Genomic DNA, 12,455 nt, shown 5'->3' with positions numbered 1-12,455 from the left:
CCATCAGCCGCGGTCCACGATGCCTGGCGTCAGGTCGAATTCGTCCTCGCTGGGGAAGCTGCCTTCGCCCACCAGGCGCCAGGCCGGCTCGACCTCGCTGGGGTGAAGCTGCAGGTACCAGCGATAGCGCAGGTTGTCGGGCGCCTGTCCGAGATAGCGCCCATCCCGCACGTGCTCTAGAACGATGTCCTGGTCGCGGCCGCCCACGGTGGGGAAGATCAGCTTCAGATAGAGCCGCTCGGGGCGTTCTTCACCTTGGAGCTGAACGATGATGTCGCTGGTCATGGGATCGATGCGCAGCTCGGCCGCCAGATCGAGTTCATGGGCACGCTGCTGCTTCGCCAGCACCATGTTGATGGCCCGGCCGTGCTCGTAGTAGTCCTGCTGTACCAGGCCGTCGGCGGTTCGCACGGCCATGACGGCCAGGGTCGAACTGCCGAAGATCGAGGTAAACAGCAGGCCTAGAAGGAACCAGGGCCAGAACTGCTTGTACCAGGGGGTGGGGGTCGTCATGGTCATCTCCGTGCTTCACCGATGAAGCGGGTGTCACGCTCAAGGGCGATGCGTTCGTTCTGTTGGGACTGCACGTGCAACTGGATAGGGTGGCTGGGCAGTTCGAGTACGCCGGGGTCGGCGGTTACCTGCACCGCGAACATGCGCGAGGCGCCGGCCGGGACACGCAGCGTGTCGGTATCGATCTCCAGCCCCGGAAGGCCGCTCACTTCGAGGCGAAACTCATGGTCCTCGCGATCCTGATTACGCAGGGTCAGGGTGAAGACATTGCTGATGCGTCCGTCGCGGGTCATCTGGTAGAGCTGACCGCGTTCCCGTTCGACTTCGAAGTCCAGCGGCATGCGGTCACTCAGGGCCCAGATGAAGAGGCCGATCATCACCAGCAGTGCCGCCAGGTAGCCCATCAGCCGTGGTCGCAGGATGTGCGACGGCTTGCCTTCCAGGGCGTTCTCGGTGGTGTAGCGGATCAGCCCCCGCGGATAGTTCATCTTGTCCATCACGCTGTCGCAGGCATCGATGCAGGCGGCACAGGTGATGCATTCGTATTGTAGGCCGTCACGGATGTCGATGCCGGTGGGGCAGACCTGTACGCAGAGATCGCAGTCGATGCAGTCGCCGTATCCGGCCTCCCGTGCCTCCTGGTGGCTGAGATTCTTCTTGCGCGAGCCGCGGGGCTCGCCGCGAGCCTCGTCGTAGGAGACGATCAGGGTGTCGGCGTCGAACATCACCCCCTGGAAGCGGGCATAGGGGCACATGTAGATGCACACCTGCTCGCGCAGCCAGCCGGCATTGAGGTAGGTGAAGACCAGGAAGAAGCCCGACCAGAAGTAGGCCCAGCCGTGAGCCTGGAGGGTGGGCAGTTCCACCACCAGTTCACGGATCGGTGTGAAGTAGCCGACGAAGGTGACCCCCGTGGCCAGGGCGATCGCGAGCCAGACGAGGTGCTTGGCCGTCTTGCGCCATGCCTTGTCCAGGTCCATGGGCTGGCGGTCGAGCTTGATGCGTCGATTGCGGGAGCCCTCCAGGCGATGCTCGACCCAGATATAGAGGAAGGTCCAGACGCTCTGGGGACAGGTATAGCCACACCAGACCCGGCCGGCGAAGACGGTGATGAAGAACAGGCCGAAGGCGCAGATGATCAGCAGCCACGACAGCAGGATGAACTCCTGAGGATAGAAGGTGGCGGCGAAGATATGGAATTCCCGCCCCGGCAGATCGAACCAGATCAGCGGGCGGTCGTCCCACTGGATCCAGGGCAGGCCGAAGAAGGCCAGCATCAGCAGCCAGTTGGCACCGCGCCGCAGGCGTTGGAACAGCCCCTTGATCTCGCGCACATAGATATGCCGTCGGCTGGCGTACATCTCCTGCTGGACGGCGGCTCGCGGTTCGTGGTGTCCCACGGGGTCCGGGGTCACATCGCGGGCGGGTATCTTCTCACTCATGGCGGACTCGTGGCGGGCAGAGACGACCCGCAGAAGGGAGGCAGTGAAACGATTTCATTGTATCGAGGCCTCGTCACCAAGAGAAAGGGTGCGACCCCAGGCCGCACCCTCCTACCGCTCGGATACGTCCTCAGTCGCGGAAGCGCAGGCTGTAGACGTAGGCGGCGACCAGGTGCACGCGCTCCTCGCCGATATAGGCTTCCTGAGCCGGCATGTGGCCGTTGCGGCCGTTGCGCAGGGTTTGGCGAACCGAGTCGGCCACGCTCTGGCCGGGCGCCTGATAGAGCCAGATGTCGTTGGTCAGGTTCGGCGCGCCCAAGGCCTGGTTGCCGGTGCCGTCCGGCGTATGGCAGGCGGCACAGACCGAGGCATAGACCGAGGCCCCCTGTTCGGCACGATCGGCCTCATGCTCGAGGTCGGAAAGCGACAGGACATACTGGGTGACGTTCTCGATGTTGTTCGCGCCAAGCGTCTGGAACGAGGGCATCAGCCCGTTACGCCCCCTGACCAGGGACGTCATGATCTGCTCGGGCTCGCCGCCGTAGAGCCAGTCGTCGTTGGTGAGGTTGGGGAAGCCGTAGCCGCCCTGGGCGTTGGCGCCGTGACACACTGCGCAATTGTTCTGGTAGATGCGCTCGGCCACCTGCATGGCTTCTTCATCCTGGGCCAGCTCCGGGATCGGAATCTCCTGATACTGGGCAAAGATCGGCGTGAAGCGCTCCTCGGCCCGAGCAACCTCCTCTTCCCACTGGCCTTCCTGGGTCCAGCCGAGCAGGCCGGCGAAATTGCCAAGCCCAGGATAGAGCAGCAGGTATCCCAGCGAGAACACGATGGTGGCCACGTAGAGCTGGAACCACCAGCGGGGCAACGGGTTGTCGTACTCCTCGATCTCGTCGGCGGCATGGCCGGTGGTCTCTACGTTGCCATCGGCGTCCGGCACCTTGTCGGTCTTGCGGTTGGCGTAGAGGATCCAGAAGGCGAAGGCAATGGATCCCAGCGTGATGACGATGATCCAGGCGCTCCAGAACCCGGAAAGGGAGTCATCCCAAAGATTGTTCATGTGTTTCTGTCTCCCTTGTTCGTACGGGAATCGCCGTTGTCGCCCGGCTCGCTGCTCGAGCGGGGCGAGGCGCTGCTGTCACGTATTGGCTGCTCATCCTCTTCGGCGAAGGGCAGGTTGGCCGCTTCGTCGAAGTCAGGCTTGCGTCGCCGTGAGTAGGCCCACCAGGTGATGCCGAGAAAGGCGACGATCAGCAGGAAAGTGATAATGCCGCGAAAGGTGCCGGTATCCATGATCAACGGGTGCCTTCGAGCACGGTGCCCAGCTGCTGCAGGTAGGCGACCAGAGCGGTGATTTCCTGCTGGCCGCGTACCTCGCGTGTGGCGTTCTCGATCTCTTCGTCGGTATAGGGCACGCCGAGGGTGCGCAGGGCCTCCATCTTGCGTGGCGTATCGTTGCCGTCCAGGGTGCGCTCGAACAGCCACGGATAGGCCGGCATGATCGAACCCGGGACCACGTCACGCGGGTTGTACATGTGGGCGCGATGCCAGTCGTCACTGTAGCGGCCGCCGACGCGGGCCAGGTCCGGGCCGGTCCGCTTGGAGCCCCACAGGAAGTTGTGCTCGTAGATGAATTCGCCGGCCACGCTGTAGTGGCCGTAGCGCTCGGTCTCGGCGCGGAAGGGGCGGATCATCTGGGAGTGGCAGCCCACGCAGCCCTCGCGGCGGTAGATGTCACGGCCTTCCAGCTCCAGGGCGGAGAGCGGACGCAGGCCCTCGACCGGCTCCGTGGTCTGCTTCTGGAAGAACAGCGGCACGATCTCGGCCAGGCCGCCGAAACTGATCACCACCAGGATCAACACGGCGAGCAGGCCTACGTTCTTTTCGACAATCTCGTGTTTCATCGGTGTCGGTATCCCCGGTTGCTCAGGCGGTCTGCGGAATCGGATGTTGCACGGCTTCGCTGCGCTGGATGGTCTTGAAGACGTTGTAGGCCATGATCAGCATGCCAACGACCCAGAACAGACCACCGATCAGGCGCACGATGTAGCCCGGGCCGCTGGCCTCGACGGATTCCATGAAGGTGTACATCAGGGTGCCGTCGGGGTTGATGGCGCGCCACATCAGGCCCTGCAGGATGCCATTGACCCACATGGAGGCGATGTAGAGCACGGTGCCGATGGTGGCCAGCCAGAAGTGCACCGCGATCATGCCCACGGAGTACATTTCGGTGCGTCCGAACAGGCGCGGAATCAGGTGGTACATGGAGCCGATGGTAATCATCGCCACCCAGCCGAGCGCGCCGGCATGGACGTGGCCGATGGTCCAGTCGGTGTAGTGCGACAGTGCGTTGACAGTCTTGATCGCCATCATCGGCCCTTCGAAGGTGGACATGCCGTAGAATGACAGGGCAACCACCAGGAAACGCAGGGTCGGGTCGGTGCGCAACTTATGCCAGGCGCCGGACAGGGTCATCATGCCGTTGATCATGCCGCCCCAGGAGGGCGCCAGCAGGATGATCGACATGACCATGCCCAGCGACTGGGCCCAGTCCGGCAGGGCGGTGTAGTGCAGGTGGTGTGGGCCTGCCCACATGTAGATCATGATCAGCGCCCAGAAGTGGACGATGGAGAGACGGTAGGAGTAGATCGGGCGTTCGGCCTGCTTGGGCACGAAGTAGTACATCATGCCGAGGAAGCCGGCGGTGAGGAAGAAGCCGACCGCGTTGTGCCCGTACCACCACTGCACCATGGCATCGATGGTGCCGGAGTAGATGGAGATCGAGTACATGGCGGTGACCGGGATTGCCGCATTGTTGACGATGTGCAGCACGGCCACGGTCAGGATGAAGGCGGCGAAGAACCAGTTGGCCACGTAGATATGCGAGGTCCTGCGCTGCTTTACGGTCATCAGGAAGACGATGGCATAGCTGACCCAGACCGCGGCGATCAGGATATTGATCGGCCACTCCAGCTCGGCGTACTCCTTGGTGGTGGTGTAGCCCAGCGGCAGTGTGATCACCGCCGAGACGATCACCGCCTGCCAGCCCCAGAAGGTGAACGCCGCCAGCCTGTCGGAGAACAGCCGTGTCTGACAGGTACGCTGCACGACATAGTAGGAGGTTGCCATCAGTGCCGAGCCACCGAAGGCAAAGATGACGGCATTGGTGTGCAGCGGCCGCAGGCGGCCAAAGCTCGTCCAGGGTAGATCGAGGTTGAGTTGCGGCCAAACCAGCTGTGCGGCAAGGATGACACCGAGGAGCATGCCCACGATGCCCCACACGACTGTCATGATCGCGAACTGCCGAACTACCTTGTAATTGTAGGTCGGGTGCTCTAATGCTGTGCTCATGTCAGGTTCCCATCGAACGCGTATCGAGAGCCGGCCGTTATGGATGCCGCGGCCGACGCTCACGGTTGGGTGAAGCAGGTCAGAAAACAGAGTGGATTCTATCGCAGCCGCATCGCAGACTGAAACATGCCCAAGGGCGAAACTCACACAGGAGTTTGACCGGTGTCGGACTTTGCACGACTTGATCGGGTAGCAATTTCTTCGGTACGCCTCCGCGAACGCCTCCTCGAGGGAGAGGTAGGGCGCTGGCGTATCGAGGGGCTGGGTCCGCTGGAGGTCGAAGGTGACGGCAGTGCCGGCCGTCTGCTGATCGCCCATGGGGCGGGGGCTGGGCAGGGGTCGCCCTTCATGAGCCAGTTGCGTGGCGATCTGGCGAAGCATGGTGTGCAGACCCTGGCGATCGAGTTCGCTTACATGCAGCGCATGCAGAAAGAGGCCAAGCGTTTTCCGCCGCCACGTATCGATCGTCTGGTGGATGAACTGAATGCCTGGTGCGACATTCTGACACATCCCGAACTGGGTAGCGTCTGGCTGGGCGGGAAATCCATGGGCGGCCGCGCGGCCAGCCTGCTGGCGGCCCGCGACCAGGCCGCGGGCCTGGTACTTTGCGGCTATCCATTCCACCCGCCGGGCAAGCCGGAGAGCCTGCGCCTGTCGCACTGGCCGCTGCTCGGCTGTCCGACCCTGGTGGTCCAGGGCAGTCGTGACCCTTTTGGCAACGGCGAGGAGGTCGCAGGCTATCGGCTGGGCGACGACATTGCGGTGCATCTGCTGGAGGATGGCGATCATGACTGGAAGCCGCGGCGTGCTTCCGGTTTCACCCAGGAGGGGCTGATCGAGGAAGCGGCGGGGGTGATCGCCGCCTTCATGCGGCAACACTCTGAAAGGCATTGACAACCAACCGGATCCCTGTAGAATTCAGCGCCACGTGACCGGGGGTGGTTAGCTCAGTTGGGAGAGCACCAGCCTTACAAGCTGGGGGTCACTGGTTCGAACCCAGTACCACCCACCATCGCTCTTGAGCATCAAGCGATGGCGAGTGATCACGTAGGAAGCACGCAGCGGACCGGTAGTTCAGTTGGTTAGAATGCCGGCCTGTCACGCCGGAGGTCGCGGGTTCGAGTCCCGTCCGGTCCGCCAACTGTTTTCTGATGTCTTGTCGTCTTGTGGACCGGTAGTTCAGTTGGTTAGAATGCCGGCCTGTCACGCCGGAGGTCGCGGGTTCGAGTCCCGTCCGGTCCGCCACGATGACTGGCATGCAGTATCGAGTAGAGTTGTATCGAGCAGGGCTGTATTAGTAAATGAAGTGCGGTATCCGTGGGTGATTAGCTCAGTTGGTTAGAGCACCAGCCTCACATGCTGGGGGTCACTGGTTCGAATCCGGTATCACCCACCACGCGGACCGGTAGTTCAGTTGGTTAGAATGCCGGCCTGTCACGCCGGAGGTCGCGGGTTCGAGTCCCGTCCGGTCCGCCAACACGATTTTCCAGACCCCGAGCCGAATGGCTCGGGGTCTTTCGTTTGTGCATGGTTTTTTCCTCTCCTGCCTCCTCTTGCTCTCCCGCTGCGCTATGCTGCTTTCGCCTATGGTGCATCATTATCTTTGCGCATCTCGTCTGGCTATCATACAGTTGTTTGAAACCTTGACCAGCAGGAGGAGTTCGGCGTGCGCTACCCTCATCTCTTTCGTCCGCTCGAAGTGGGTCACCTGACGCTGCCCAACCGGGTGCTGATGGGCTCCATGCACACCAATCTCGAAGAGGCGCCCAACGGTTTTTCCCGTCTGGCCGCCTTCTACGCCGAGCGGGCCCGTGAAGGCGTCGGACTGATCGTCACGGGTGGTATCGCCCCCAACCCGGAGGGTGCCGTCTTTCAGGGTGCGGCAACCCTGGAGCGGAGCGAGCAGGTGGCGAATCACCGCGGCGTGGTCGAGGCGGTGCATGCCGAGGGCGGGCATATCTGCATGCAGATCCTGCATGCCGGCCGTTACGCCTACTCCCCTGAGCTGGTGGCGCCGTCGCCGGTCCAGGCGCCCATCAACCCGTTCGCCCCACGGGAGCTCACCGGGGAGGAGGTCGAGGGCCAGATCGCCGACTACGTGCGCTGCGCTGCGCTGGCCCGCGAGGCAGGCTACGACGGCGTCGAGGTGATGGGCTCCGAGGGTTACCTGATCAACGAGTTTCTCTGCCTGCGTACCAACCATCGCAGTGATGAGTGGGGCGGCGGGTTCGACAATCGCATGCGTTTTGCCGTCGAGATCGTGAAGGGGATCCGCGCGGCGGTGGGCGAGGATTTTCTCATCATCTTCCGCCTGTCGATGATCGACCTGGTGGAGGAGGGCAGCACCTGGGAAGAGGTCGTCACCCTGGGACGGGCTCTCGAGGTGGCAGGCGTCAACCTGATCAATACCGGCATCGGCTGGCACGAGGCGCGCGTACCCACCATCGTCACCAGCGTGCCGCGGGCGGCCTTCACCGAAGTGACCCGGCGCATGAAGGCGGAACTCAGCGTGCCGCTGATCACCACCAACCGCATCAACATGCCGGACGTGGCCGAGCGGGTGCTGGCCGATGGCCACGCGGACATGGTTTCCATGGCGCGCCCCTTCCTGGCCGACCCGGCCTGGATCACCAAGGCGGCCGAAGGACGTAGCGAAGAGATCAATACCTGTATCGCCTGCAACCAGGCGTGTCTCGATCACACCTTCCAGGGCAAGTTGACCTCCTGTCTGGTCAATCCCCGGGCCTGCCACGAGACCGAGCTCGAGATCCTGCCGGCAGAAACGGCACGCGATATCGCCGTGGTCGGCGGTGGGCCGGCGGGCCTGTCGGCTGCCGTCACCGCGGCAAGGCGTGGGCATCGCGTGGTGCTGTTCGAGCGCAACAGCGAACTGGGTGGACAGTTCAACCTGGCGCGAAAGATCCCGGGCAAGGAGGAGTTCGACGAGACCCTGCGCTACTTCAAGGTCATGCTCGACAAGTACGGCGTCTCGGTGCGACTCAATTCCGATGCCAATCTCCACAGCCTCAAGGGCTTCGATGCCGTGGTGCTGGCCAGCGGCGTCCAGCCCCGCCAGCTGACGCTGCCGGGCCATGACCACCCCAAGGTGCTCAGCTACCCCATGGCCATCCATCATCCCGAGCGCGTAGGGCGTCGGGTGGCGATCATCGGCGCGGGGGGAATCGGCTTCGACGTGGCCGAACTGCTCACCCATGTGGGCCATCCCGCCATGAACACCGAGGCCTGGTGCGCCGAATGGGGGGTGGACCTCAGCGTCTCCAAGCGGGGCGGTATCGCTCCGCCGCAGCGTCCCGAGACGCCCCGTCAGGTCTTTCTGCTGCAGCGCAAGGCCTCCAAGCCAGGCAAGGGGCTGGGCAAGACCACGGGCTGGGTGCACCGCGCCTCGCTGAAGCATCGCGGTGTCGAGACCCTGGCTGGCTGCGAGTACATGGGCATCGATGACCACGGACTCCACATCCGCCAGGATGGCGAGCCGCGACTGCTCGAGGTCGACAGCATCGTCGTCTGCGCCGGCCAGAACCCGGTGCGCGAGCTCCTCGAGCCGCTGCAGGCGTCTGGTGTCGAGGTGCACCTGATCGGCGGCGCCGACGAGGCGGCCGAGCTCGATGCCAAGCGGGCCATTGACCAGGGCACCCGGGTCTCTGCCAGCCTGTAACAGGCCGTGTCGAATCGTTTCAGGGCAGGGTGACCGACATCGAGCCGGAGAGCACCAGGGCGATCAGGTCTGCCTGGCGATGGGTGTCGGTCTTCTGGAACAGGTTGCGCAGGTGGAAGGCGACCGTGGTGGTGGAGATCGACATGCGCTCGGCAATCTCCTCGCTGCGCAGACCTTCGGCCAGGGCCAGGGCGATACCGGCTTCGCTCGGAGTAAGTCCAAACAGGCTGGCCAGTATCTGCCGGGGCACCTGGGCGCGTTTTTCCGGATCCGAGAGCAGGACCACCACCGCTGGCTCATGGGGTGAGCCGTCGGTGCTGCCCAGTGAGCAGGCCAATATCAGCAGGTCACGACGTTCGCCCGGGCGGTTGAGCCGCAGGCATGTCACCTTTTCCTCCCCCTCCTGGCTGCTTTTCAGCGCGGCCCGAATGGTCTTGCGCAGGTCCTGGCCGCTGCCGGCGGCGGACAGGACCTGGCCCAGCTCCAACTGCTCGGTATCCTGCGACAACCGATGAGCCGCCCGGTTGGCAAAGAGTATCTGCCCGTCTCGCCCCAGCAGGACCATGCCGGGTGCTACCAGGTCGAGGGCTCGTGTGGCGGCCACAAAGGCCTGGCTGCTCGCCTCCTGGCGCAGGTCGGCCATGGCCTGGCGAAGTTCGGTGATCTCCCCGACAGCCTTGCAGCGCATGCGCCTCACCTGGCGTAGCCGGGCATCGAGGGTGGCCAGCATGAGGTCGAAGTCCACGGGCTTGACCAGATAGTCGTCCGCGCCGGTGCGCTTGCCATCGACGACGTCCCGCGGGTCGGAGAGGGCGGTGAGAAAGATGAAGGGGGTGTCGGCCAGGTCGGGGCGGGTGTTGCGAATTTCACGCAATACCTCGTAGCCGTTGCAGCCCGGCATATTGATGTCGCAGAGGATCAGGTCCGGGGCCACGGCGTTGATCTGGTCGATGGCTTCTCGCCCGTCGGCGGCCTCGATGACGGCGTAGCCGGCCTCTTTCAGTTCCTCGCAGATATCCCCCCGCAGTTCGGCATGATCCTCGGCGCAGAGAATCAGCGCCGGCATGGCAGTTGCTTGTGGCGTCGGGTCGATCATGGCGCGGCCCCTCCAGCGGCGAGTGGTAGCGTGAGCGTGAAGGTCGTGCCGTCTCCCTCCCGGGAGTCCACGGTGATGTCGCCATTCTGGAAGCGGGCCAGATGCCTGGCGATATTCAAGCCCAGGCCGATGCCTGGCATCGCAGCGACATTGCGTGCACGAAAGAAGCGCTCGAAGAGCTGAGGCATGTCCGCCTCCGGTATGCCGATCCCCCTGTCTTGCACGGTGCAGGTGGCGTGTTCGCCGTGGCGGTCGAGCCGAACCGTGATGGGGGCGTCCGGTGCGGAATACTTCAAGGCGTTGGATACCAGGTTGGCGAGGATCTGTTCGATCAGTGACCTGTCGCAGAGTACGACCAGCGGCGGCGAGGCCATGGACTCCAGTCTGATGCGTCGGGAGCCAGCGGCCTCCTCCTGGAGCTGGCATACCTGTTGGGTGATGGCTACCAGGTCGCAGGGAGCCGCCTCGGCCTCTACCTGGCCGCCATCCAGCCTTGCGGCGGTCAGCGCGCTCTCCACCAGGCGGGTCATGTGCGCCACGGCGTCACGCAGCCGGGTATAGCGCCGCTGTCGATCCTCGGGCGTCATCTGGTCACCGCGGCGCAGCAGTCGCTGCAGGCCGGAATCGATCACCGCCAGCGGTGTGCGGAACTGGTGCGATACCGTGGCGGCAAAGCTGCGATAGAAGTCGCTGACGCCACGCTGGCGGCGCAGGGCACTCTCCAGCGAGAGGGCGGCCTGCTTGTAGCGAGTGATATCGGCAACCCGCAGCACGTGCCCGCCATCGTCGGTCTGGCGAATCATCATCTGGCGCCAGCCCTGGTCGCGGATTTCCATATCGCATTGCAGGCTGCCATTCAGGGTCGTGCCGAGGGTGTCGCACTGGGTCTCCTCTGGCCGGGTCAACCCCCGTATGTCCCGCAGTATCGAGGCAAGCGGGCTTCCATGCTGAAGGCTGGTAGCCGATATCGGCAGCAGCTCGGCCAGCTGCGGGTTGGCCAGAGCCAGTCGGCCCTCGGCGTCGAAGGCGGCGAATCCATCCGGGGCGGTCTCGATGGCCGCGGCGAGGCGCTGGCGCTCCGCGTCGAGATCCCGTGTCCTGCGCTCCACCTCATTCTCGAGCTCATTGCGGTGCCTGGCCAGCGCCCGCTGGGCGCTGGCTCGCTGGCGCAGTGCCGACAGCAGCAGGGCGACCAGCACCAGGCCGCTGAGCATGATGCCCACCACCGAGGCAATGACCTGCAGCGTGCTGTCGCGGTGCTCGTCCAGCCGTTCGCCGGTGACTTCCCACTCCTCGATCATCACCGCGTTGGCGATGCGGTTGAGCTGCATCAGCATGGGCTTGAGCTTGCCATGAATACGGTCGGCGATGTCGAGGGCGCCGGGCTGTACCTGCTCCAGCAGTGGTTCGATGGCGTCCAGCTGGTCGAATGCCGTGGCGATGTCCTCACCGAAGCCCAGTCTTGCCAGGTAACGCTGCTGGGGGCCCTCATCCAGCAGCACCAGGCGGCTGGTCAGTACATCGAAGCGCAGGCCGGGCCGTGCAGCGTCGTCTCCCAGGGCGCGCCGGCTGACCGCCTCGTCAAGCCGGTGGCTCGCCACCTGGGCCTGGGTGATGACCCACAGCATGTTGTCGCTGACGTTGGAGCGCATGTCCTGCTCGACCTGGTAGAGCCGCACCAGGGAAAACGTCAGAAAGGCCACGAAGGCCAGAATGACGACCAAGGGGGCAGCAAAGGCGGGCATGCGTCGGGTCAGGGGCATCATCGAATCTCGAGACTCTCCAGCTGCCAGACCCAGCGATAGTCGTAGCGGATGTCCTGCAGCTCACCGTGATCATCCCTGGGGTAGACGATCCATAGCGGGCCCTTGTCACGGGGCGTCAGGCGCTCACCGTCCATGCTGTCCGCCACCAGTACCTCGAAGTCGTGGAAATCCTCGAGTGGAATATCCACCACATAGTCGTTCAATGCCGTAGCCACGGCGCTCTCTCCCTGGGCTCCAACGTGTGCGAGGAGGTCGCGCATCAGGAAGCCCTCGAAGTGATTGACCCCATCGGTCACCACGGTCGAGGTATCCAGGGTCTGGCGCGGCAGGTCCTCGAGCATGGTGCGATCGAAGTGAGCTTCGCTGTCTACGTTGGTCTTGCCGATCTCCCCGCTCACTCGCAGCAGTACCGGGCCCTCTGGTGCCGGCAGTGGCTCGGCGATGGCCAGCATGGCCGGCATCAACAGGGCTCCAGTCAGGCTCAGGCAGGTAAGGCGGCGTTTCATCATGGAAAGCTCCTTGGCGCTCTATGCAGGATGTAACGGGTTACCAGGCTGTGTCCCCGTTCGTTCGAACGGGTGCGGCCCGGTTTCAGCATTCGATGCTGCCCT

The 12,455-nt window shown here is 64.0% G+C and carries 11 protein-coding genes and 5 tRNA genes; 7 read left to right on the top strand and 9 right to left on the bottom strand.

Annotated features, from left to right (window positions below):
- Window positions 1-3 precede the first annotated feature (3 nt).
- The 6 genes from LY622_RS18570 to ccoN form a co-directional block, all read right to left on the bottom strand.
- Window positions 4-519, bottom strand: a complete 516-nt coding sequence (locus tag LY622_RS18570; RefSeq protein WP_234292225.1) for a FixH family protein — start codon at window positions 517-519, stop codon at window positions 4-6.
- Complete coding sequence (gene ccoG / locus LY622_RS18565; RefSeq protein ID WP_234292224.1) at window positions 516-1,955, bottom strand: cytochrome c oxidase accessory protein CcoG; 1,440 nt, start codon at window positions 1,953-1,955, stop codon at window positions 516-518. Before ccoG ends, LY622_RS18570 begins: the two co-directional genes overlap by 4 nt.
- Before the next feature lie 130 nt (window positions 1,956-2,085).
- Entirely contained in the window at window positions 2,086-3,015 is a 930-nt protein-coding gene (gene ccoP / locus LY622_RS18560) for a cytochrome-c oxidase, cbb3-type subunit III (protein ID WP_234282186.1), read from the bottom strand.
- Window positions 3,012-3,248 (bottom strand): cbb3-type cytochrome oxidase subunit 3, encoded by a 237-nt coding sequence (locus LY622_RS18555; RefSeq protein WP_223136280.1) that lies wholly within the window; start codon window positions 3,246-3,248, stop codon window positions 3,012-3,014. Before LY622_RS18555 ends, ccoP begins: the two co-directional genes overlap by 4 nt.
- A gap of 2 nt (window positions 3,249-3,250) precedes the next feature.
- On the bottom strand, window positions 3,251-3,859 hold the full coding sequence (ccoO, locus tag LY622_RS18550) for a cytochrome-c oxidase, cbb3-type subunit II (protein WP_234282182.1): 609 nt from the start codon (window positions 3,857-3,859) through the stop codon (window positions 3,251-3,253).
- A gap of 22 nt (window positions 3,860-3,881) precedes the next feature.
- On the bottom strand, window positions 3,882-5,306 hold the full coding sequence (gene ccoN, locus LY622_RS18545) for a cytochrome-c oxidase, cbb3-type subunit I (protein WP_234282180.1): 1,425 nt from the start codon (window positions 5,304-5,306) through the stop codon (window positions 3,882-3,884).
- A gap of 162 nt (window positions 5,307-5,468) precedes the next feature.
- On the opposite strand from ccoN, the gene LY622_RS18540 reads away from it, so the two are divergent.
- The 7 genes from LY622_RS18540 to LY622_RS18510 all read left to right on the top strand — a co-directional run bounded on the left by LY622_RS18540 (window position 5,469) and on the right by LY622_RS18510 (window position 8,982).
- A complete protein-coding gene (locus LY622_RS18540) occupies window positions 5,469-6,200 on the top strand; it encodes an alpha/beta family hydrolase (RefSeq protein WP_234292223.1) in 732 nt (243 codons plus the stop codon).
- Window positions 6,201-6,242: 42 nt separating this feature from the next.
- A tRNA-Val gene (locus LY622_RS18535) sits at window positions 6,243-6,318 on the top strand.
- A 51-nt stretch (window positions 6,319-6,369) separates the two neighbouring features.
- Window positions 6,370-6,446: transfer RNA gene (locus LY622_RS18530), tRNA-Asp, on the top strand.
- Between the two features lie 28 nt (window positions 6,447-6,474).
- Window positions 6,475-6,551, top strand: a tRNA-Asp gene (locus LY622_RS18525).
- A gap of 74 nt (window positions 6,552-6,625) precedes the next feature.
- Window positions 6,626-6,702 (top strand) — tRNA-Val (locus LY622_RS18520).
- Between the two features lie 3 nt (window positions 6,703-6,705).
- Window positions 6,706-6,782 (top strand) — tRNA-Asp (locus LY622_RS18515).
- A gap of 256 nt (window positions 6,783-7,038) precedes the next feature.
- Window positions 7,039-8,982, top strand: a complete 1,944-nt coding sequence (locus tag LY622_RS18510) for an FAD-dependent oxidoreductase (protein ID WP_439649603.1) — start codon at window positions 7,039-7,041, stop codon at window positions 8,980-8,982.
- Between the two features lie 19 nt (window positions 8,983-9,001).
- On the opposite strand, the gene LY622_RS18505 is transcribed toward LY622_RS18510, so the two are convergent.
- Genes LY622_RS18505 through LY622_RS18495 form a run of 3 tightly spaced genes read right to left on the bottom strand, consistent with a single transcriptional unit; the run spans window position 9,002 to window position 12,353 of the window.
- The gene (locus LY622_RS18505) at window positions 9,002-10,078 is read right to left on the bottom strand and encodes a response regulator (RefSeq protein ID WP_234292221.1); all 1,077 of its coding nucleotides are present in this window, start codon (window positions 10,076-10,078) and stop codon (window positions 9,002-9,004) included.
- Entirely contained in the window at window positions 10,075-11,844 is a 1,770-nt protein-coding gene (locus LY622_RS18500) for a sensor histidine kinase (protein ID WP_234292220.1), read from the bottom strand. The genes LY622_RS18505 and LY622_RS18500 overlap by 4 nt, the downstream gene beginning before the upstream one ends.
- Window positions 11,841-12,353, bottom strand: coding sequence for a putative pterin-binding protein (locus LY622_RS18495; protein WP_234292219.1), 513 nt, complete (start codon window positions 12,351-12,353; stop codon window positions 11,841-11,843). Before LY622_RS18495 ends, LY622_RS18500 begins: the two co-directional genes overlap by 4 nt.
- Window positions 12,354-12,455 lie beyond the last annotated feature (102 nt).

This window comes from Halomonas alkalisoli (assembly GCF_021412585.1).
In the GTDB taxonomy this organism is placed as follows: domain Bacteria; phylum Pseudomonadota; class Gammaproteobacteria; order Pseudomonadales; family Halomonadaceae; genus Halomonas; species Halomonas alkalisoli.
This window is presented reverse-complemented; position numbering and strand designations above follow the sequence as displayed.

Bases quoted from the DNA above. Each gene is read 5' to 3' on its own strand.
- LY622_RS18570 (WP_234292225.1), bottom strand. From the start codon at position 519: ATGACCATGACGACCCCCACCCCCTGGTACAAGCAGTTCTGGCCCTGG.
- ccoG (WP_234292224.1), bottom strand. From the start codon at position 1,955: ATGAGTGAGAAGATACCCGCCCGCGATGTGACCCCGGACCCCGTGGGA.
- ccoP (WP_234282186.1), bottom strand. From the start codon at position 3,015: ATGAACAATCTTTGGGATGACTCCCTTTCCGGGTTCTGGAGCGCCTGG.
- LY622_RS18555 (WP_223136280.1), bottom strand. From the start codon at position 3,248: ATGGATACCGGCACCTTTCGCGGCATTATCACTTTCCTGCTGATCGTC.
- ccoO (WP_234282182.1), bottom strand. From the start codon at position 3,859: ATGAAACACGAGATTGTCGAAAAGAACGTAGGCCTGCTCGCCGTGTTG.
- ccoN (WP_234282180.1), bottom strand. From the start codon at position 5,306: ATGAGCACAGCATTAGAGCACCCGACCTACAATTACAAGGTAGTTCGG.
- LY622_RS18510 (WP_439649603.1), top strand. From the start codon at position 7,039: ATGGGCTCCATGCACACCAATCTCGAAGAGGCGCCCAACGGTTTTTCC.
- LY622_RS18505 (WP_234292221.1), bottom strand. From the start codon at position 10,078: ATGATCGACCCGACGCCACAAGCAACTGCCATGCCGGCGCTGATTCTC.
- LY622_RS18500 (WP_234292220.1), bottom strand. From the start codon at position 11,844: ATGATGCCCCTGACCCGACGCATGCCCGCCTTTGCTGCCCCCTTGGTC.
- LY622_RS18495 (WP_234292219.1), bottom strand. From the start codon at position 12,353: ATGATGAAACGCCGCCTTACCTGCCTGAGCCTGACTGGAGCCCTGTTG.